This is a genomic window from Streptomyces blastmyceticus, from assembly GCF_039521185.1.
In the GTDB taxonomy this organism is placed as follows: Bacteria; Actinomycetota; Actinomycetes; order Streptomycetales; family Streptomycetaceae; genus Streptomyces; species Streptomyces blastmyceticus.
On the sequence record NZ_BAAABW010000010.1, the window covers coordinates 15,448 to 36,060 of the forward strand.

Here is a 20,613-nt window from a genome sequence, read left to right on the forward strand (position 1 = left end):
TCGGTGCGTGGTGGTGCGCAGGCGCCCGCGTGCCGGTCAGGCGTCGAAGTCGAGCCCGACCTCGTCCGACTCCGGCCGGGCCCGGCAGGCGAGGGTGTAGCCGCCTGCCAACTCGGCCTCGCCGAGGGCGTACTGCCGGTCCATCCGCACCGAGCCGGAGACCACCTTGGCCCGGCAGGTGCCGCACAGCCCGTCGCGGCAGGAGTACGGGGTCTCCGGCCGGGCCCGGAGCACGGCGTCCAGCACCACCCGGTCGTCCGGGCCCATGGCGGCCACGGTGGTCCGCCCGGCGAGCCGCGCGGTGATCCGCCCCGGCCGCCCCTGGACGTCACCGTCGATGGTCTCCGCGGGCCCGTCGCCGGTCGAGAACAGCTCGAAGCGCACCCGCGCGGGGTCCGCCCCCCAGCAGGTGAGCGCCTCGCGCACCGAGTCGACCAGCCCCCGGGGGCCGCACAGATAGAAGAACCCGTCGTCGTCCGGCTCCGCGCCGAGCAGGGCCAGCAGCTTGGTCAGCCGCCCCTTGTCGATCCGGCCGGAGAGCAGCTCCGCCTCCCGGGTCTCCTGGGAGAGCACGTGCAGCACGAAGAACCGGTCGACGTAGGCGTCCTTGAGGTCGGCGAGCTCGTCCGCCAGCAGCACCGACGCCGCCGTCCGGTTCGCGTAGACCAGCGAGACCCGGCACCGGGGATCGTCCCGCAGCGCGGCCGCCGCCATGCTCAGCAGCGGCGTGATGCCGCTGCCGCCCGCGACCAGCACATGGTGCGCGCCCGGATGGTCCGCCAGAGCGAAACCCCCCGTCGGAGGCGCCAGTTCCAGGCTGTCGCCGGCCGCCAGCCGGGTCGTGGCGTACTCCGCGAAGCCGCCGGGCCCCAGGCGCTTGACGACCAGGCGCAGCCCGGAGCGCTCCGCGGGCGGCAGGCAGACGGAGTAGCTGCGGCGGAGCTCCGTCCCGCCGTCGCCGTCCGGGAGGTGCCGGACGGCCACGTGCTGCCCGGCACGGTGGGCGAAGACACCGGCCAGGCGGTCCGGTACGTCCAGGCGGATCGCCACCGCCTCGCCGGACAGCCGCTCCACCTCCGTCACCCGCAGCCGGTGCCACCCGGACGCGTGCGGGGCCGTGTCGGTCGTCGCGCTCTTCACCGATGTCGTCATGACGGTCGTCACATCGCCTTCAGATGCGCGAAGGTCTCCTGGCACGCGGTGCACACCAGGACGGCTTGGCAGCGGGTCGCCCCGAACACGCTCTGCGGACGGGTCGCCACGGAACCGCAGTTGGGGCACGGCAGCCCGAGACCGAGCCGGACCGGCAGCGGCGCCCCGGCGGCACCCGGCGGCACGATCCCGTTCTCGGCGAGCTTGCGGCGGCCCTCGGCGCTGATCCAGTCGGTCGTCCAGGCGGGCGAGAGCACCTGCCGTACGCGCCCGTCGGGATGCCCGCAGTCCGCCAGCACCCGGCGGATCCCGGCCTCGATCTCGGGCATCGCGGGGCAGCCCATGTAGGTCGGCGTGATGACGACCTCAAGCGTGCCGTCCCCCGTCACCTCCACCGCGCGGATCACCCCCAGGTCGGCCAGGGTGATCATGGGCAGCTCCGGGTCCGGCACGGTGTTCACCCGCGCCCGGACCTCGTCGGCCGCCAACCGGGTCACGGCGCTCACCAGTTGCCCCCCGGGTACTGCCGGCGCACCGACTGGAACTCGGCCAGCAGCGGGCCGAACGCCTCCGTGTGCAGCCCGGACCGCCCGCCGGTCGCATGCCACGACGGCGCGGGCACGGTCAGCCCCGCGTCCGCCAGGACACCGGCCACCTCCCGCTCCCAGTCGGCCCGCAGCCGCGCCGGAGCCACCGCCGTGCCGTCCGCGTCCAGCCGCTCCACCAGCTCGTCCGCCTCGAACAGCTCACCCGCGTAAGGCCAGACGCGCTCCAGCCCCGCCTGCATCCGGCGGTGGCTCTCGGCCGTGCCCCGGCCCAGCCGCACCGTCCACTGCGCGGCGTGCATCCGGTGGTACTCCAGCTCCTTGGCCGCCCGCGCGCCGAAGCCCGCCAGACCCGCGTCCCCCGCCCCCGCCAGCGCCGTGCACAGCAGCAGGCCGTACTGCGCGTACACCAGCTGCCGGGCGATGGTCACCGCGAAGTCGCCGTTGTCCAGCTCCACCAGCAGCGCGTTGCGGAACTGGCGCTCGGTCCTGCCGTAGGCCAGGTCGTCGTCGCTGCGGCCGGTCCCGTCCAGCTCACCGCTGTACGAAAGCAGGGTCCGGGCGTGCCCGAGCAGGTCCAGGGCGATGTTCGACAGCGCCAGGTCCTCCTCGATGGTGGGCGCCTTCGTCACCCACGCGCACAGCCGCTGGCTGAGGACCAGCGCGTCGTCCCCGAGCCGCAGCGCATACGCGGCGACGTCCCGCGTCCGCTCCGGCGTACGGCTAACCGTCATGGCCGCCCCCCTCGTTCAGGGCCACGTAGTGCTCCGGATACCGGTACGGCTTGTCGGCGGCGTTGCTGAACAGCGGGTCCTTCTCGCTCGGCGAGGACGCGCGCACGTCCCCGGAGCGCACCACCCAGATCGATACCGACTCGCCCCGCCGGGTGTACAGGTCCCGGGCGTTGGCCAGCGCCATGTCGGCATCGGCCCCGTGCACCGACCCCACATGCTGGTGGGACAGGCCGCGGCGCGGCCGGATGAACACCTCCCACGGAGTCTGCACCCGCGCGGTCCGCTCGCTCATGCGCCCTGCCCTTCCTCGTACCGGCCCGCCGCGTAGGCGTCGACGGCCTCCCGCACCCAGGCACCGTCCTCGTGCGCCGCCACCCGGTGTGCCAGCCGCTGCCGGGCGCACTGCGAGTTGTCCGCGAGCGCCTCCCGGAACAGCCGCCAGTCGATCGGGCCGAAGTCGTAGTGCCCGCGCTCCTCGTTCCACCGGATCGCCGGGTCCGGCAGGGTCACACCCAGCCGCTCGGCCTGCGGCACGCAGTTGTCGACGAACCGCTGCCGCAGCTCGTCATTGGTGTGCCGCTTGATGCCCCACGCCATCGAACGCCTGCTGACCGCGGCACCCATCGCCGCCGTACGGTCGTCCGCGCCGCCCGCCGTCGTGTCCGGCGGGCCGAACATCAGCGCCACCGCGGGCAGCCACCAGCGGTTCACCGCGTCCTGCGCCATCTCCCGCTGCTCCGGCGTTCCCCGGCACAGCGACCACAGCACGTCGTAGCCCTGCCGCACATGGAACGCCTCCTCCTGGCACACCCGTCGCATGGCCCGTGCGTACGGCCCGTACGACGTGTGGCACAGCGGCACCTGGTTGACCACGGCGGCACCGTCCGTCAGCCAGGCGATCGCCCCGGTGTCCGCCCACGTCAGCGCCGGGTGGTTGAACGTCGCCGCATAGCGCTGGGTCCCGCTGTGCAGGGCGTCCAGCAACTCGGCGCGCGACACCCCCAGGGTCTCCGCCGCCGAGTACAGATAGAGCCCGTGACCCGCCTCGTCCTGCACCTTGGCCAGCAGGCTCGCCTTGCGGTGCAGCGACGGTGCACGGGTCAGCCAGGCGCCCTCCGGCTGCATGCCGATGATCTCGGAGTGCGCGTGCTGGGCGACCTGCCGCAGCACCATCCGCCGGTAGCCGTCCGGCATCCAGTCCCGAGGCTCGATCCGCTCGTCGGCGGCCAGCAGCGCCTCGAAGTGCTCGGTGAAGCCCTCTTCGCCGCTCGCGTCGGTGGTCGTCACCCTGAGAGCACCCCACTCACTCCTTCGTCCTCGACTGCCGGAGGCGACGGTGCCTCCAGACATAAGGAGTACGGGGCAGGGGAGTTCCATCCCCGCACACCCGACCCGGAGCCGTGACGAAGATCACGGAAGGGGGAGGGAGAGCGGAGCCGCCCGGCCGACTCTTCTCTCAGCGGGCACACCGCTCACCGAACAGCGGCGGCACCGCGACGAAAGGGAAACGCATGAGCACCGTACGGGAGATGCTCGTCGAACTGACCGGCACGCCGGAGTTCGCCGACGGCATCGGCGACGACGCCGACCTCAGCGCCAGCGGCATCGACTCCGGCGACCTGGTGCGCCTGGTCCTCCTCATCGAGCAGCGCACCGGCGCCGAGGTCACCGCCGAGGACATGGAGCAGCTCACCACCATCGCGGACTACGAGCGCTTCGTCGCCACCCGCGGCGGGGCCGCCGCACAGCCGAACGGCTCGTGATGTGGCTGACCCAGCTGGCGGAGCGCAACCGCCAGTGCTTCCCCGACCGGACGGCCCTGGTGGACGAGCACCGCTCCGTCACCTGGGCCGAGTTCGACGACCGGACCGGCCGGCTCGCCCGCGGGCTGGCCGGTCTCGGCATCCGGCGAGGTGACCGCGTCGCGGTGCTCTCCCTGGACCGCATCGAGGTCATGGAGACGTACTTCGCGCTGGGCCGCCTCGGCGCGCTCTTCGTCCCCCTCAACCACAGCCTGACCCCCGCCGAGGTCACCGGCATCGCCCGGCGCACCGGAGCCGTCGCCGTCATCGGCGAGGCCGCGCTGCTCGACCGCCACCCCGACCTGCCCGTCCGGCTGCGGATCGCCGTGGAGAGCGAGGAGTTCGCCGCCCTGGGCGCCGACGGCACCGCCCTCCCGGAGCTGCCCGACCTCCCCGACGACGCCCCCGCCGCGATCCTGCACACCTCGGCCACCACCGGCGAGGCCAAGGGCGTCACCGTCGACCACGCGTCCTTCCGGGCCATCGCGCTCGGCTGGCTCGCCGTGGCCCGGCCCGCCGACGACATGGTCCTCGTCAACTGCTGCCCGCTCTACCACGGCAGCATGGTCGTCTCCCTGACCTACATGGCCGCGGGCGCCACCGTCGTCCTCATGCCCGGCTTCAAGCCGCAGACCGCGCTCGCCGCCGTCGAGAACCACCGCGCCACCCACATCTGGCTCGTCCCGCAGATGCTCCGCTTCCTGCTCCAGGCCAAGGCCATGGAGAGCGCCGACCTGTCGACCCTGCGCGAAGTGCTCTACGGCGCCTCGCCCATGCCCGTCGACATCTACGCCGAGGCCGCCGCACGCCTCGGCTGCGGCTTCCGCCAGGTCTACGGAATGACCGAGGTCGGCGGCCCGTTCGTCACCCTCGGCCCCGAGGAACACCCCGCACCGGACGCCGTGCCCGACCTGATCCCCGCCGGCCGGGTCGTCCCCGGCATGTCCGCCCGCGCGCTCGACGACAAGGGTGAGGAGGCGGCGCCCGGCACCATCGGCGAGATCGTCGTCCGCGGCCCCGGCGTCATGCGCGGCTACTGGGACAACGACGCAGCCACCGCCGAGATCACCGTCGACGGCTGGATCCGCACCGGCGACCTCGGCCACATCGACCGCGGCGGCCTGATCCACCTCGTCGACCGCAGCAAGGACCTCATCATCCGCGCCGGGCAGAACGTCTACCCGACCGAGATCGAACGGGCCCTGCGCACCCACCCGGCCGTCCACGACGCCGCCGTCGTCGGCACGCCCGACCCCGACTACGGCGAGGTTCCCCTCGCCTATGTCGTCGCCGACGAGGGCACCGGCACCGCCGAACTGCTGCGCCACGTCGCGGAACAGCTCGCCCCGTACAAGCGGCCCCGGCGCATCGAATTCATCGACCAGGTCCCCAGGAACCCGGCCGGGAAGATCCTCAAGAAGCTGCTGCACAGCTGACCATGCCGACGCACACGGACCGGGCCGAGGTCGAGCGGGCGCTGCTCTCCCTGTGCCCGGTCCTCGCCGCTTCCGGCATCGCGCTCGGCCTCGCCGACGGCCCGGGGCCGCCCTTGGGGCCGGGGGAGCGGGAGTTGGTGTCCGCGATGCCGGCGCCGCGCCGGCGGGACTTCCTCGCCGGGCGCCTCGCCGCGCGGCGCGCGCTGCGCGCCGCCGGCCTTCCGGCGGGGGAGATCCTCGCCGACGGCCGCCGCCCCGTCTTCCCGGAGGGCTCCGTCGGCTCGATCAGCCACTCCGGCTGCCTGGCCGTGGCCTTGGCCGCGCCGGCCGCTCGCTTCCGTGCGTTGGGGTGTGATCTGGAACTGCGCGGGCTGCCGGTGGAGGCGGCGCGCCTGGTTCTGTCGGAGGACGAGCGCGTGTGGATGGCGGGGTCGGTGCGACGGCTGCTCTTCGCTTTCTCCGCGAAGGAGACGGCGTTCAAGGCGCTCGGCGATGACGCGCCGTCCCTTCTGCCGGGCATCGGCCTGCGGCCGCGGCGGGGCGGCTTTTGCGCGTGGCCGCGCGACGTTCCGGGGCGGGTGTTGGACGTACGGGCTCACGATGCGGCTGGCAGCGCGTTCACCTGGACTTTTTCCCCCACCCCGCCCCTTCCCGAAACTGGGGGCAAGCCCCCAGACCCCCGCGGTGCGCAATTCAGCCCGTGGGGGCACCTCCCAGCGGTAGCTGGGGGAGTTTGAGGACAGCGGGCGAAGCGTGCTTCGGGGTCTGGGGCGGAGCCCCAGTTTCGGGAAGGGGCGGGGTAGGGGAAACAAGCCCGCCGGGCGGCACCCGAGCCGGGGTCCGGGGCGGAGCCCCGGAGGGGTTACGCGGTCGCGTTCACCAACACCGCCATGTTGCCCGCCGGGTGCTCGTTGTCGTGGATCAGCTGATGCGCCTTGCCGATCTCCTCGAAGCCCAGCGTCAGCGACAGGCAGGGGTCGACGAGGCCCTGACCGATGAGTTCGGTGACCTCGCGCGCCTCGCGCGCGTTGGAGACGTGCGACCCCTGGAGCCGCTTCTGCCGCATCCACAGGAACCGCAGGTCCACGTCGCCGTTGTAGCCCGTGGTGCCGCCGCAGATGACGACCATGCCCGCGTTGTCGCACAGGTACATGGACGTGGGGATGGTGTCCGCGCCGGAGTGCTCCAGGACGATGCGGGGCGCCCTGCGCTCGCCGAGCACCTCCCAGAAGCGGCGGCCGAACGCGCGCGCCCCCTTGAGCCACACCTCCATGGCCGCGTCGTCGGAGGTGTCCGGCAGCCGGCCCCAGTGGTCGAAGTCCCGCCGGTTGATGTAGCCCTTGGCGCCCAGCTCGACGCAGTACTCGCCGCGCTCGTCGCTGGAGACGACCGCGACGGGTATGCCGCCCGCCCGCCGGACCAGCTGGATGGCCATGCAGCCCAGGCCGCCCGCACCGCCCCAGATCAGCACCGGGTCCCCGGGCCGCACGGTGTGCGGGTCCCAGCCGAACAGCTGGCGGTACGCGGTCGCGGCGGTCGCCATGTAGCACGCGGCCTCCGCCCACGACAGCCGTTTCGGCTTCGGGTGGCACATGTACTCGTCCACGACCGTGAACTGGGCGAAGGAGCCGTAGTTCTCCTCGTAGCCGTACACGCTCTGCGACGAGGACGTGGAGGGGTCGGCGCCCAGCCGGATGTCCTCGGCGCTCTCGTCCCACTGGTTGGCCAGGATCACCACCTCGTCGCCCAGGGAGACATGGCGCACGTCCTCGCCGACGGCCCACACGATGCCCGACGCGTCCGAACCACCGATGTGGAAGTCCTCCGTCGCGCCGCGCCGCTGCCGGGTGGCGACGACGTCGACAGGGTCGCCGAGCGCGGCCCAGACGTTGTTGTAGTTCACACCGGCGGCCATCACCTTGATGAGCACCTGGCCGCGCCCGACCTCCGGCACGTCCACGACCTCCGTGCGGAAGGCGTCGATCGGCATGCCGTAGCGCTCGGGCCGGATGAGCGACGCGTACATCCGCTTGGGCACCTGCCCCAACGGGGGCGCGTCGCCGAGCTCGTAGAGGTCCTGGGTCACTGGGGGGCTCCTGACGGTTCGGGACGGGGACCGGCGGTGTGCTCGGTCGTGCTGGTGGAGGGCGGGCAGGCGGCGGCCCGCTCCAGGTGGTCGAGACAGGCACGGTGACCGGACGCCGGCAGGGCGACCGTCCAGCCTTCCGGTATGTCGGCGAAAGCGGGCCACAGGGAGTGCTCCCCGGCCGCGTTCGTGAGCACCAGGTGCGACTCCTCACCCCGGCCGGGGTCCTCGAACGGACTGCGCACGGTTCTGCCTTTCCTCGCTGTGCGTCGGTGCTGTGGTGCGTTGCGGGGCGTCAGCCCGCGGACGGCCGGAGCGCGTCCGCGAGGACTGCTCCGATCCGCGCGAGCGGCTCCGGTTCGGTCATCTCGTAGTGGCCGCACGCCACCGGGTGGTCCTCGACCGTGCCGCTGACGTACGCGCGCCACTCCTCGGCCTTCGCCATGGCGTCCGATACCCCGGCCGGGTCACCGGCGGCGGTGAAGAACAGCACGTCGCCGTCGAAGACCTCGGGCTCGAAACCGGGCGCGATCCGCAGGTTGTTGCGCATGACCTCGGCGAGCAGGGTGGCCTCCTCCAGGGAGACGGCGGCCGTGCCGGCCTCGCCGAGCAGGGCGAGCGCCCGGGAGACGTCCAGGGTTCCGCCCTCCGGCGGCTGGAGCCCCGCGACGCGCAGCAGAAGGGAGGCCACCTGGTGCTCCGCCTGCTCCTCGGTGAGGGGCTCGACGTGCATCAGCGGGGCGTCCATCATCGCCAGCAGCTCGACCCGCTCGCCCTCCCGCCGGAGCGCGGTGGCCATCGCATGGGCCACGGTGCCGCCGTAGGACCAGCCCAGCAGCCGGTACGGGCCCTCGGGCTGCACCTCGCGCAGATGCCCGACATAGGAGTCGACCATCTCCTTCGCGTCGGCCGCCGGGGCACCGGCACCGTCCAGGCCGTGCGCCTGGATGCCGTACACCGGCTGCCGCCCGCCCAGGTGCGTCAGCAGCCCGGAGTAGCGCCAGCCGATGCCGCCGCCGGGGTGCACGCAGAACAGCGGGCGCTGATCGCCGTCGGCGCGCAGCGGCAGCAGCGGGGCGAACGCGTCCTTCCCGGCACCCGCGCGCCCCGCCCCGTCGAGGACCCCTGCGATCGTGGGGGACGACAGCAGGGCGGCTGCCGCGATGTCCAGCCGGGAGGCGGTGCGCATCCGGCCCGCCAGCATGACGGCCCGCATGGAATCGCCGCCGAGGTCGAAGAAGTTGTCGTGGACGCCGATTCCGTCGATGCCCAGGGCCTCCTCCCAGTGCCCGGCCACGGTCCGCTCCAGCGGGGTGCGGGGGGCGACGTACTCGGCCGCCAGGTGCGGCGGCCGCGGCGTACGCCCGGAAGCCCGCGCCGCGCCGGGGGCCGGGGCCGCGTCGTCCTCCGTGCCCGAACGGGGCCGGGCCGTGGGCGCGTCGATCCAGTGGCGCCGCCGGTCGAAGGCATAGCCCGGCAGCGGTACACGCCGCGCCTCCGCCGGGTCACCGGCCGCGGTGAGATCCACCTCGGCACCGGCCGTCCACAGCAGGCCGAGCGCCTCCGCCAGCACCTGCCCGTCCGGGCGCTCCGCCTTGGCGTGCCGCATCGTCGCCACCGTCACCGGCGGCTCGTCCCCGAGCCGGGCCGCGGCCAGCTTGGCCAGCACGTCGCCCGGACCGATCTCCACGAGCAGCGGGTTGCCGCGCTCCCACACCGACGCGATCCCGTCGGCGAACCGCACGGTCCGCCGGGTGTGGTCGATCCAGTGCCTGCGGCTCGTCGCCTGCTCGTCGGTGATCCACGTGCCCGTCACATTGGTGACGAACGGGATCCGCGGCGGCCGGAGCGTGACCGTGGCCAGCGCGTCCTCGAACGCGCCCAGCACGGGGTCGAGCACATGGGAGTGCGCGGCGGCCGGCATCCGCAGCCGGCGGAACGTCACCTCGTCGGCCAGCAGCCGCCGTTCGAGCTCCGCCACCGCCTCCTCCCGCCCGGCGACCGTGCACGCCGCCGGACCGTTGACGGCGGCCAGCGACAGGTCGTCGGTCAGATAGCCGCGCAGCTCCTCCTCGCCCAGCGCCACCCCGACGGTGGCGCCGCCCGCCGAGGCGATCAGCCGGATCCGCTCGGCGACCAGCGGCAGCATCTCCTCCAGGGACATCACCCCCGCGAGCGTGGCCGCGGTGTACTCGCCCAGCGAGTGCCCGATCAGCGCGTCCGGGCGCACCCCCTGCTCCATGAGGGTCACGGCGAGGGCGTACTCGGTGACGACCAGCGCCAGGAACGCGTCCACGCTGCCGGGGTCGGCGTGCTCGTACAGCGCAGTGCGCAGATCGCGGCCCAGGACGGGCCGCAGGATCGCGGCACAGCGGTCGACGGCGTCCCGGTAGACCGGGTGGTCGCGGTAGAGCTCCGCGCCCATCCCCACGTACTGCGTGCCGCCGCCCGGCAGCAGGAACGCGACCGCCGGGGTGCTGCCGTCCCGCACCTCCGGCCGTACGGGCACGGGGTGGCCCAGGACCCGTACCGCGTCCTCGGTGGTCCGGGCGACCACCGCGGCCCGGTGGGGCATCGCGGGCAGGAACGTCCGCAGCGAGTGGGCGACTTCGGACAGCGCGAGGTCCGGGTGGGCCGCCAGGTGCCGCCCGAGGTTGCCCGCCTGCCCCTGGAGTGCGGCCGGCGTACGGGCCGACAGCGGCAGCACCCGCCACCGCGGCTCCTCGTCCGCCCGGGGCGCCCCCCGGTCGGTGGGCGGCGCCTCCTCCAGGATGACGTGGGCGTTGGTGCCTCCGACGCCGAAGGCGCTGACGGCGGCCCGGCGCGGCTGTGCGCCGGCCTCCCAGTCCTCCAGCTCCGTCGGCACCCGGAAGGGGCCCGACGCGAAGTCGATCAGCGGGTTCGGCGCGTCGAAGTGCAGGCTCGGCGGGATCTGCTTGTGCTCAAGGGCCAGCACGGACTTGATGAACCCGGCGATGCCGGCGGCCGCGCCGAGGTGGCCGATGTTCGTCTTCACCGATCCCAGCGCGCAGAACTGCCGCTCGTCCGTGCTCTCCCGGAACGCCCGGGTCAGGGCGGTCACCTCGATCGGGTCGCCGATCCGGGTGGCCGTGCCGTGCGCCTCCACGAACCCGATGGAGTCCGCGCCGACCCCGGCCGCCGCCTGCGCGGCCAGGATCGCCTCGGCCTGCCCCTCGGGGCTCGGCGCGGTGAAACCCACCTTCCGGCGGCCGTCGTTGTTGATCGCCGAACCCTTGATGACGGCCCGGATCCGGTCACCGTCGGCCAGCGCGTCCTCCAGCCGCTTGAGCACCACCGCGCCCACGCCGTCACCCGACGACGTGCCCGCGGCGTCCGCCGCGAAGGCCCGGCAGCGCCCGTCCGGCGAGAACGGCCCGTCCGGCACGTGCCGGTAGCCGAGCATCGCCGACGGATTGAGCGACACGGCCCCCGCCAGCGCCACGTCGCACTTGTAGTCGATGAGGTCCTGGCAGGCCGTGTGGATGGCGACCAGGGCCGTGGAACACGCCGTCTGCAACGACAGGCTCGGCCCCGTCAGCCCCAGCTCGTAGGAGATCCGGGTGGCCAGCGCGCCCAGCGAGTTGCTCGTCGCCGCGTGCACCAGGGCCACCGAGGCGCTCTGCCCCGCGAACCGCGGATGGATGTTCGCCGGGTAGTACCGGCTGTCGCCGGCACCCGCGTACACCCCGACCTGTTGCTCGCCGTGGCCGCCCGCGTAACCCGCGTCCTCCATCGCGTGGTAGGCGCTCTCCAGCAGCAGCCGCTGCTGGGGGTCGACGAGTTCGGCCTCCGCGGGGCTGTAGCCGAAGAACGCGGAGTCGAAGCGGTCTATGCCCTCGATGACGGACGCCATCCGCACCAGGTCCGGGTCGTCCAGGTCCGCAGGGTCGCCGCCCGCCGCCAGGAACTCCGCCTCACCTATGGGCCGGACCGACTCCCGCCCGGCGGCCAGGTTCGCCCAGAACTCCTCGACCGAGTCGGCGCCGGGGAAGCGCCCCGCCATGCCGATGACCGCGATGGCCGGATCGGCCCCGTACTCGGTCTCTGCTGTCTCATCCATCGTTGCGGGGCCCCTTGTTCTTGGTGTTCTTGGTGGTACGGCGGGCCCGCGCGGCCCGCTGACGCTCCGCCTGCTGCCGGGCCCGGTCCAGACCGGTCGCGGGCGCGGCCTGCGCCGGGGTCTCCTCGGAGGGCCCGGCCTCCGCCGCCCCGACTCCCGCCCGGGCGAGGTGCTTCGCGAGCGCCCTGACGGTGGGGTGGCCGAAGAGGTCCACGACGGTCAGGTCGCAGCCCAGCTCCTGGTTGACGGTCGTCTGGGCCTTGACCAGCAGCAGCGAATGACCGCCGAGGTCGAAGAAGTTCTCCTCCACCCCCACGTGGTCGCGGCCCAGGACCCGGCACCAGATCGCGGCCAGAGACTCCTCCAGGCGGCGCACCCCGTCGGAGCCCGCGTCCGCCGGGCCACCGGAGGCCGCGGCCGACGCACCGGCCGCCCGCAGCACCCACGCGCCGTCCGCGCCGCACGCACGCGCCGCGGCCTCCGCGGCCCGGTACAGGGCACCGAGATCGGCACCGTCCTCCAGCGCCACCCGGCCCGCGAGCCGGTGCACACCACGCGCCGGGGCCACCACATGGCTGCGCACCCAGGGCGCGCCCCGGTCGGCGCCGATCAGCACGTGCGGCTCGTCGAGCGTCCGCACGAGGTCGAAGGAGCGCAGGGCGGCGGCCGCGTCCAGCACGCGGTAACCCCGCGCCTCCGTCAGGGCCTTGAGGCCGTAGCCCTCGCTCATGCCCAGCTCGTCCCACATGCTCCAGGCCAGGCTGTGCGCATCGAGACCGGCGTGCCGCTGATGCGCGGCCAGGGCGTCGAGGAAGGCGTTCGCCGCGGAGTAGGCACCGCTCATGGACCCGCCGAAGAACCCGTTGACCGAGGAGAACGAATCGAACGACGTCGCCCCGAGCTCCAGCGCCAGCCGGTGCAGGACCCAGCCGCCGGTGATCTTCGCGGCCAGCGCGGCCCGCCACTGTCCGGTGCCGTAGTCGGTCACGGCCCGCTGGTCGAAGTCGCCCGCGAGGTGCAGCACCCCGGCCAACGGCAACGACCACTCGCCGGACGCCTTGTCCACCACCGCGCGCACCTGGCCCGGATCGGTGATGTCGGCCGCCTCGTAGCGGACCTCACCCAGCTCCCGCAGGCCCCGGAACGCCGTGATGCGGCGGGCGAGAGGACCGCCTTCGGCGACCCGCGCGTCCCAGGTGTGCTCGTCGGGCAGCTCGGTGCGCCCGACGAGCAGCAGCCGGGTGCCGGGCGTCCTCAGCAGGTGCTCCGCGAGGCGCACGGCCACTCCGCCGAGCCCACCGCTGATCAGTTGGAACCCTTCCGCGGCCGGCCGTGCGGCACGCGGCAGCGGGTCGGGCAGCGGAGCAAGTCGGCGCACCCAGCGGTCGCCGTCACGGTAGGCCACCTCGGCATCGGCCGACGGCACCGAGATCTCGGCGAGCAGCAGCCCGGCCGTCTCCCGCGCGTCCCCGGCGGGCAGATCCAGCCTGGCCGTCCGCAGCCAGGGCAGCTCCTCCCGCAGGCTCTTGAGCAGACCACCGGCCGCGGCGTGCGCGTACGGGACGCCGTCGCCGTCCACCACCCGGTGGCCGCCCGCACCGACGAGGTACAGGGCCACCTGCCGGTCGCCGGTGTGCCGGGCCGTCAGCGCCTGCGCCAGGCACAGCAGGCTGTCGGCGCCGTCCCGCTGCGCGTCGAGGAGCTCCTCGACACTGCCGGGCTCGCCCTGCGGGGCACCGAAGGCACCCAGGTGGACGACCGTGTCCACCGGCCGCCCGTCCGCCGCCAGGGCGTCGAGCAGCAGCCCGTGGTCCTCCGCCGCGTCGACGCGGACTCGGTACCGCGCGGCGTCCACCCGGGCGAACCCCCCGCCCCCGGTGACGACCGTGCACAGCGAACCCGCCGCACGCAGCCCCGCGGCCAGCGCCTGCGCCACCTCGGCGGCCGCGGTGTGCCGCCCGGCGAGCACCAGCGTGTGCCCCGTCGCCACGGACGGCCGGTGCAGGTGCTCCGCCCGCTGCCACACCGGGCGCAGGAACCAGTCCTGCACGGTCGCGGAGGTGCCCAGCAGGATCTCCGACGCCTGCGCCGGCCGGTCGAACTCGCCCGCCTCGAACCGCTTCCGCAGCTGCGTCCGCTGGATCTTGCCGATCTCCGTCTTGGGGATCGTCGCCGCCTCTACCGGCACCAGATGGGCCGGGCTGACCCCGATCTCCCGGGTCACCTTGCCGCGGATCGCCCGCAGCGCCCCCGCCACGTCCTGGCCGGGCTCCAGGTGGAAGAACAGCGCGAGCTCGTCCGTGCTCGCCGTCGCGTCGCTGCGCACCGCCACGGCGGCCGTGAAGCTCCGCACGACGTAGGGCAGTTCCTCGACGCAGGTCTCTATCTCATGGCTGTAGTGGTTGACGCCGTTGACGATGATGACGTCCTTGGCGCGGCCGGTGATGTACATCTCCCCGGCGCGCAGGAACGCCAGGTCGCCGGTCTCGAACCAGCCCTCCGGGGTGAAGGACTCGGCGTTCGCCTTGTCGTTGTCGTGGTAGCCGCCGGTCACCGTCGTGCCGCGCACCTGGAGGCGGCCCACGGTGCCCTCCGCCACGACCCGGTCCCGGTCGTCCACGATCCGCATCGAGAACCCCGGGTAGGGCAGCCCGCAGCTGACGAACAGCTCCTCGCCCTCGGGCGCCTCGGCGGGCAGCACGGTGTCCGTCACCACCGACGAGGTCTCCGACATGCCCCAGCACGGGTGCATGACGTCCTGCGGCATCCCGAACGGCCGGAGCGTCTTCAGGAAGCCCCGTGCGGTCGCCGCGACGACCACCTCGCCCGCGTTCATCACCAGCCGCACCGGCGAGAGGTCCCACCGGCGGTCGCCCATCCGGTGCGCCTGCTCGGTCACGAGGCCGAACGCGAAGTTGGGCGCCCAGATGACGCTGGCCCGGTGCCGGTCGGCGACGTCCATCCAGCGCAGCGGGTCCTCCAGGATCCAGGAGGTCGGCGCGTGGACCTGACGGCACCCCAGATAGACGTCCCGCAGGTGGAACATCACCACACCGGTGACATGGTCCAGCGGAATCCAGTTGAACGAAACATCCCGCTCCGACAGCGAGTTCATCGCCGCCGTGGCCGCCGCCCGCGTCAGCACATTGCGGTGGGTGAGCCGCACCGCCTTCGGCAGGCCCGTGCTGCCGGACGTCAGCAGCATGAGGATCACGTCCTCCGGCCGGGCCGGATGCCAGTCGACGTCGGAGGGGCCCTCGCGCAGCGCGTCCACGGTCGTCAGCCGCAGCCCCGGCCAGTCCCGCCGCTCCGCCAGGTCGCGCAGCCCCGCCTCGCCCGAGGCGGACGTCACGATCCACGGGCGGTGCAGCATCTGCCACACGCCCTCCAGCTTCGCCAGCGGCGCGGACTCGGCCATGTACGACGACGGCACGGTCAGCGGCACCGTCACGAAACCGCCCAGAACGCAGCCCCACAGGGCGGCCAGGAAGTCCTCGGTGTCCTCGCACTGCAGGATCACCTGGTCGCCCGGCCGCAGCCCCAGCGCGCGCAGGCCGCCCAGCACCCGGGACGCCTCCTCGATCAGCGAGGCGTAAGGGCGCCGGGTCTCGGTGCCGTCGGCGCGCACATGGACCACCTCGGCGTGCTCCCCGCCCCCGGCGGCCCGCCGCAGCGCCTCCGCCCAGGTGTGCACGGCGAGTTCGGGCAGCGGCGGGCCCTCGCTGAGCGCGGGCACGGCCTCCACGGCACCGCCCGCGGCAGGGGCGTCCGACGCGGCGGCCTGCCGCGTCGAACCGCTGCCGACGTACAGCCGGCCGCTCTCCTGCGGCACGTCCTCCAGCTCCACCGCCGCCGAGCGCACACCGGGCAGCGCGGCCAGGCCGCGCTCCCACGCGCCGGCCGCCTCCGCGTCGATCACCGGCAACTCGCCCAGGGCGGCGGTGTCCAGCGTGCCGTCCGCGTTCCTGGGCAGGTCCGACACGGCGGCCACCCGCGGCGCCCGCGCCGGGTCCGCGGCCGTGCGCAGCAGCTCCTTCGCCGCCTGCTCGGCCGCCCCCGCCCGGGTGGGCACGGCGAGGACCACCGGACGACCGCCGTCCGACGGCAGCGTCACCGCGTCCCGTATCCCGCCGCCCGTCAGCAGCGCCGCCGGGTCGAACGGCCCGTCCGCCACCACCGCTGCGCCCGGCGCGGGCCGCGCCCCGACGGACGGCAGCGCACCGATCCGCAGCCCCGGGTCCGCGGCCACGGCCGTCAGCAGCGCGCGCAGCGCACCGCCGAGCCGCTGTGCGGTGTCCCGGTCGAACAGGTCCTCGCTGTACTCGACATGACACGCCAGACCCTGCGGCGCGCCCTCGGCGTCACGCCGCTCCACCACGTCGAGGAACAGGTCGAACTTGGCCGTCCCCGTCGAACGCGGCTCCAGCGGCGCCCGGTTGCCACCCAGCCGCAGCACCGCCTCCGTGTTGTTCTGAAGCGCCAGCATCACCTGGAACAGCGGGTGCCGGGCCGGGGTACGGGCCGGGTTCAGCTCGTCCACCAGCCGGTCGAACGGCAGGTCCTGATGGTCGTACGCGGCCAGGTCGAACGCCCGCACCCGCGCCAGCAGCTCACGGAACTCCGGGTCCCCGGAGGTGTCCGTACGCAGCACCAGCGTGTTGGCGAGCAGCCCCACCACGTCGTTGAGCGCCTCGTCCACGCGCCCGGCCACCGGCGTGCCGAGGGGAATGTCCGTCCCGGCACCGCACCGCGTCAGCAGCGCCGCCAGGGCGCTCTGGAGCACCATGAACAGGCTCGCGCCGCCTTCGTCGGCGAGCCGCAGCAGATCCCGGTGCAGCCCGGCGTCCACCTCGACCGCCAGGCCGCCGCCGCGCCGGCCGGGCACCTGCGGGCGCTCCCGGTCGGCCGGCAGCGCCAGCTCCTCCGGCAGCCCCGCGAGGGCCTCCCTCCAGAACGCCGCCTGACGTCCCACCGGACTGAGCGGATCCGTCGCCGCCGCGAGCAGGTCACGCTGCCACAGCGCGTAGTCGACGTACTGGACCGGCAGCGCCTCCCACCGCGGCGCCGTGCCCTCAAGGCGGGCCGCGTACGCGGTGGACAGATCCTCCGCCAGCGGCCGCAGCGACCAGCCGTCCGCCGCACTGTGATGCAGCACGAGCACCAGCGTCCGGGACGCCCCCGTGCCGTACAGGCCCGCCCACAGCGGAAGGTCCCGCGTCAGGTCGAACGCGTGCCGCAGGGCACCCGCCACATGGGCCTCGACCTCCTCCTCGGGACAGTCGACGACCTGGAGCACCGGCCGCACGCTGCCCGCCGCGCACACCTCCTGACGCGGCGCCCCGTCGGTCTGCGGCAGCAGCGTGCGCAGGCTCTCGTGCCGGTCGGTGACGTCCGCCAGGGCCGCCCGCAGCGCCTCGTGGTCGACCTCCTGATCCAGCCGCACGACCAGCGGGATGTTGTACGTCGCCGCCGACGTGTCCAGCTGGTTGAGGAACCACATGCTCTGCTGCGCCGAGGACAGCGGGATCACCGCGGGCCGCTCGGCGGGCGCCAGCCCCGGCCGGGCCGGTCCCGCCGCGGCGTCCTCGGGGACGTGCGCGGCGATCCCCGCCGGGGTGGGCGTGGTGAACACCGCGGCCATCGGCACCTCGGCACCCGTCGCCGCGCGCAGCCGCGTCAGCAGCCGGGTCGCCAGCAGCGACTGGCCGCCCAGGTCGAAGAAGTTGTCGTCCGCGCCGACCGTGCCCTCGGGCAGGTGCAGCAGCTCCTCGTACAGCCGGCACACCAGCGCCTGCGCCGCGGTCGCCGGTGCGCGGCCACCGGCCGCCGCCGCGAAGTCCGGCGCGGGCAGCGCCTTCGCGTCCAGCTTGCCGTTGGCGGTCAGCGGCAGCGCGTCCAGGACGACGCACGCGCCGGGCACCATGTGTTCGGGCAGCAGACGGGCCAGATGGGCCCGCAGTTCCGTCGGGTCCGGGGTGTGCCCCGGCGCGGGCACGGCGTAGCCCACGAGCATCCGGTCGGCCGCGCCGGCCGTCTCCCGGGCGACGACCGCGGCCAGCGCGACCGAGGGGTGCGCGACGAGCGCCGCCTCGATCTCCCCGGGCTCGATCCGGAACCCACGGATCTTCACCTGCTGGTCGGCGCGCCCCGCGTACTCCAAAGTGCCGTCCACGGACCGGCGGGCCAGGTCGCCCGTGCGGTACATCCGCTCGCCCGCCCGCCCGAAGGGGTCCGCGACGAACCGCTCCGCCGTCAGCGCGGGACGGCCGAGATAGCCGCGCGCCAGACCGGGGCCTGCGACGTACATCTCGCCCACCCAGCCCGGCGGCACCGGCTGGAGGCAGTGGTCGAGGACGTACACCCGCAGGTCGGGCAGCGCGGTGCCGATGACGCTCCGCGCCCGGCCGTCCTCGACGATCGCGCGCGTCACCCGCTGGTAGGTGACGTGCACGGTCGTCTCGGTGATGCCGTACATGTTGATCAGCCGCGGCGACTCGTCGCCGTGCCGCTCCAGCCACGGGCGCAGGTGCGCGGGCTCCAGCGCCTCACCGCCGAAGATCACATAGCGCAGCGCGAGCGGACCGCCACCTGCCGCACCGTCCGCCTGGATCAACTGCTGGAACGCGGACGGCGTCTGGTTCAGGACGGTGACACCCTCGCGGCGCAGCAGCTCCAGGAACTCCCCGGGCGAACGGGACGTCGTGTGCGGCACGACGACGAGCCGGCCGCCGTGCAGCAGCGGGCCCCAGATCTCCCAGACGGAGAAGTCGAAGGCGTAACTGTGGAACAGCGTCCACACGTCCTCCGCACCGAACGCGAAGTGCGCGGCGGACGTCTCGAACAGCCGGATGACGTTGGAGTGCGGGATCACCACACCCTTGGGGCGCCCGGTCGAACCGGAGGTGTGGATGATGTACGCGGCGTCCGCCGGAGTGAGCGGCGCCGGCCGGTCGGAGTCCGTGAGGTCGGCGGCCGAACGCGCCGCCAGCTCACGGTCGGTGGCCTCGTCACCGAGGACCACGGCCGCGGCCCCGGTCTCCGGCAGCCCCGCCGCCACCCGCGCGTCCGTCACCAGCAGCGCCGGAGCGGCGTCCTCGGCCACGGCGCGGATGCGCTCCGCCGGGTAGTCGGGATCCAGCGGCAGATACGCGGCACCGGACTTCAGCACGGCCAGCAGACCGACCGTCAGCTCCACGGAACGGGGCAGCGCCAGGGCCACGATCCGGCCCGGACCGGCACCCCGCTCGACGAGGAACCGGGCCAGCTGGTTGGCGCGCGCGTTCAGCTCCGCATAGCTCAGCGCGGTGCCCTCATGGGTGACGGCCGTCGCCTGCGGCGTACGGGCCGCCTGGGCCTCGAAGCGGGCGGGCAGGGTCGCGCCGGGCGCCGCGGCCGCGTCGCCGGGGGAGGCGTACGCCGGGTGCTCGCCGTCCTTCAGCAGGCTCGTCCGCGCGAGTGGCAGCTCCGGGTCGGCGTCGGCGAGCCGGTCCAGCAGGAGCAGGAACCGCTCCTGGTGGTCGGCCAGTTCGGCCTCGGTGTAGAGCGCCGGGTTGGCGTCGAAGGAGAGCCACAGGCCGGTGTCGTCGGCACCCGGCCGCACATTGATCTGCAGGTCCTCGACCGGACCGCCCGTCAGATGGTGCGTGGTGGTCGGGTGGGTGCCGAAGGCGAGCTCGTTGGTGAACGGGATGAGGTTGACGACCGGCCCGTACAGCCGCCGCCCGCCGCCCAGCAGCTTCAGGTCACGGCGCAGGTCCTCACCGCGGTACTGCTGGTGCCTGCGCACGGCGCGCTGCTCCTCGGCCGCCGCGCGGACGAGCTCGGAGACGGTGGTGCCGGGCCGCACGGACAGGCGCAGCGGCAGGATGTTCGACACCGTGCCGGGTATCCGCATGGCGGTCGAGCCGAGCCGGCTCCAGGTGGTCAGCCCCAGGATCACGTCGGGGCTGCCGGTGACCCGGTGGAGGTAGGCGGCGGTGGCGGCGAGGAGCAGGTCGCCCCGCGCGCCGCCGAGCCGCGCCGCGGCCTGCGAGAGCCGGTCGGCCTCGGCGGCCGGCAGGAGCGTGGTGCGGCGCAGGAAGGGCGCGGACGGCGCCGCGGCGGCCTCGGTGAGCCCGACGGCCACGGGGGCGTCGGCGAAGCGCCCCGTCCAGTGGGCGCGGTCGCGCGCGAAGCGCTCCGAGGCGCGGTACGAGACGTCGTCGTCGAGGAGCGCGCCCGCGGGCGCGAACGGAGTGGCGGAGACCTCTTCCCCCGCCACGAGCGCGCTGTAGGTCTCGGCCAGCCGCCGGGCGACGAGCTTGAAGCCGTATCCGTCCAGGAGGATGTGGTGCGCCCGCAGGAACCACAGCCGGCGGTCGGGCGCCGCCTTGAAGAGGGCCTGGGTGAACAGCGGTCCCTCGGTGAGCTCGACGGCCCTCGCCAGGTCCGCCGCGATCCACGCCTCCGCCGCCGCGCGCGGGTCGGGCTCGGCGCTGACGTCCATGAGGTGCAGGGGCCAGTCGCCGGCGGGCGCCAGGGTGCCACGGGGGCCGTCGGCGGTCCCGGCGATCCGCAGGCCGAAGATCTCCGCCTCGGCGACCGTGCGGCGCAGCGCGGTCTCGAAGAGCTCCGCGTCGACCGGTCCGTGGATCTCCACGTACTCACCGGTGTTGTAGGCCGCGTTCGCGGGGTCGAGCCGCTGGGCGAACCAGATGCCCTCTTGGGCGCCCGACAGCGGGCGACCGGCGTCCTCGTGAACAGACATGGCACCAACCCTCAGTAGGTGTATGGAATTT

At 74.1% G+C, this 20,613-nt stretch carries 12 protein-coding genes; 3 read left to right on the forward strand and 9 right to left on the reverse strand.

Annotated elements, in window-relative coordinates; genetic code table 11:
• Positions 1-36: 36 nt before the first annotated feature.
• The 5 genes from ABD269_RS09175 to paaA are packed head-to-tail and all read right to left on the reverse strand — an operon-like array spanning position 37 to position 3,718.
• Positions 37-1,152 carry a 2Fe-2S iron-sulfur cluster-binding protein gene (locus ABD269_RS09175; RefSeq protein ID WP_344117291.1) on the reverse strand — a complete coding sequence of 372 codons (1,116 nt, stop codon included), beginning with the start codon at positions 1,150-1,152 and terminating at the stop codon, positions 37-39.
• A gap of 8 nt (positions 1,153-1,160) precedes the next feature.
• On the reverse strand, positions 1,161-1,658 hold the full coding sequence (gene paaD, locus ABD269_RS09180) for a 1,2-phenylacetyl-CoA epoxidase subunit PaaD (RefSeq protein ID WP_301891741.1): 498 nt from the start codon (positions 1,656-1,658) through the stop codon (positions 1,161-1,163).
• Positions 1,655-2,431, reverse strand: coding sequence for a 1,2-phenylacetyl-CoA epoxidase subunit PaaC (gene paaC, locus ABD269_RS09185; protein WP_344117292.1), 777 nt, complete (start codon positions 2,429-2,431; stop codon positions 1,655-1,657). The genes paaD and paaC overlap by 4 nt, the downstream gene beginning before the upstream one ends.
• Positions 2,421-2,723, reverse strand: a complete 303-nt coding sequence (gene paaB / locus ABD269_RS09190) for a 1,2-phenylacetyl-CoA epoxidase subunit PaaB (RefSeq protein ID WP_301891737.1) — start codon at positions 2,721-2,723, stop codon at positions 2,421-2,423. Before paaB ends, paaC begins: the two co-directional genes overlap by 11 nt.
• Positions 2,720-3,718, reverse strand: a complete 999-nt coding sequence (gene paaA, locus ABD269_RS09195) for a 1,2-phenylacetyl-CoA epoxidase subunit PaaA (RefSeq protein WP_301891736.1) — start codon at positions 3,716-3,718, stop codon at positions 2,720-2,722. The genes paaB and paaA overlap by 4 nt, the downstream gene beginning before the upstream one ends.
• Positions 3,719-3,942: 224 nt before the next feature.
• Here paaA and ABD269_RS09200 point away from each other — a divergent pair, with 224 nt between their 5' ends.
• The 3 genes from ABD269_RS09200 to ABD269_RS09210 are packed head-to-tail and all read left to right on the forward strand — an operon-like array spanning position 3,943 to position 6,406.
• A complete protein-coding gene (locus ABD269_RS09200) occupies positions 3,943-4,194 on the forward strand; it encodes an acyl carrier protein (RefSeq protein ID WP_301891735.1) in 252 nt (83 codons plus the stop codon).
• Positions 4,194-5,669 carry an AMP-binding protein gene (locus ABD269_RS09205; RefSeq protein WP_344117326.1) on the forward strand — a complete coding sequence of 492 codons (1,476 nt, stop codon included), beginning with the start codon at positions 4,194-4,196 and terminating at the stop codon, positions 5,667-5,669. The genes ABD269_RS09200 and ABD269_RS09205 overlap by 1 nt, the downstream gene beginning before the upstream one ends.
• A gap of 2 nt (positions 5,670-5,671) precedes the next feature.
• Positions 5,672-6,406, forward strand: a complete 735-nt coding sequence (locus tag ABD269_RS09210) for an enterobactin synthetase (RefSeq protein WP_344117293.1) — start codon at positions 5,672-5,674, stop codon at positions 6,404-6,406.
• A gap of 125 nt (positions 6,407-6,531) precedes the next feature.
• Here the strand turns inward: ABD269_RS09210 and ccrA are convergent, their stop codons facing one another.
• The 4 genes from ccrA to ABD269_RS09230 are packed head-to-tail and all read right to left on the reverse strand — an operon-like array spanning position 6,532 to position 20,582.
• Positions 6,532-7,755 (reverse strand): crotonyl-CoA carboxylase/reductase, encoded by a 1,224-nt coding sequence (ccrA, locus tag ABD269_RS09215; RefSeq protein WP_344117294.1) that lies wholly within the window; start codon positions 7,753-7,755, stop codon positions 6,532-6,534.
• Positions 7,752-8,000: an MbtH family protein gene (locus ABD269_RS09220; RefSeq protein WP_344117295.1), complete on the reverse strand. Its 249-nt coding sequence runs from the start codon at positions 7,998-8,000 to the stop codon at positions 7,752-7,754. The genes ccrA and ABD269_RS09220 overlap by 4 nt, the downstream gene beginning before the upstream one ends.
• A gap of 50 nt (positions 8,001-8,050) precedes the next feature.
• Complete coding sequence (locus ABD269_RS09225; RefSeq protein WP_344117296.1) at positions 8,051-11,836, reverse strand: type I polyketide synthase; 3,786 nt, start codon at positions 11,834-11,836, stop codon at positions 8,051-8,053.
• Entirely contained in the window at positions 11,829-20,582 is an 8,754-nt protein-coding gene (locus ABD269_RS09230; RefSeq protein ID WP_344117297.1) for an amino acid adenylation domain-containing protein, read from the reverse strand. The genes ABD269_RS09225 and ABD269_RS09230 overlap by 8 nt, the downstream gene beginning before the upstream one ends.
• Positions 20,583-20,613: the final 31 nt, after the last annotated feature.

What these genes read in the sequence shown, in the direction of transcription:
- ABD269_RS09175 (WP_344117291.1), bottom strand. Translation starts at nt 1,152, where the DNA reads ATGACGACATCGGTGAAGAGCGCGACGACCGACACGGCCCCGCACGCG.
- paaC (WP_344117292.1), bottom strand. Translation starts at nt 2,431, where the DNA reads ATGACGGTTAGCCGTACGCCGGAGCGGACGCGGGACGTCGCCGCGTAT.
- paaB (WP_301891737.1), bottom strand. Translation starts at nt 2,723, where the DNA reads ATGAGCGAGCGGACCGCGCGGGTGCAGACTCCGTGGGAGGTGTTCATC.
- ABD269_RS09200 (WP_301891735.1), top strand. Translation starts at nt 3,943, where the DNA reads ATGAGCACCGTACGGGAGATGCTCGTCGAACTGACCGGCACGCCGGAG.
- ABD269_RS09205 (WP_344117326.1), top strand. Translation starts at nt 4,194, where the DNA reads ATGTGGCTGACCCAGCTGGCGGAGCGCAACCGCCAGTGCTTCCCCGAC.
- ABD269_RS09210 (WP_344117293.1), top strand. Translation starts at nt 5,672, where the DNA reads ATGCCGACGCACACGGACCGGGCCGAGGTCGAGCGGGCGCTGCTCTCC.
- ABD269_RS09225 (WP_344117296.1), bottom strand. Translation starts at nt 11,836, where the DNA reads ATGGATGAGACAGCAGAGACCGAGTACGGGGCCGATCCGGCCATCGCG.
- ABD269_RS09230 (WP_344117297.1), bottom strand. Translation starts at nt 20,582, where the DNA reads ATGTCTGTTCACGAGGACGCCGGTCGCCCGCTGTCGGGCGCCCAAGAG.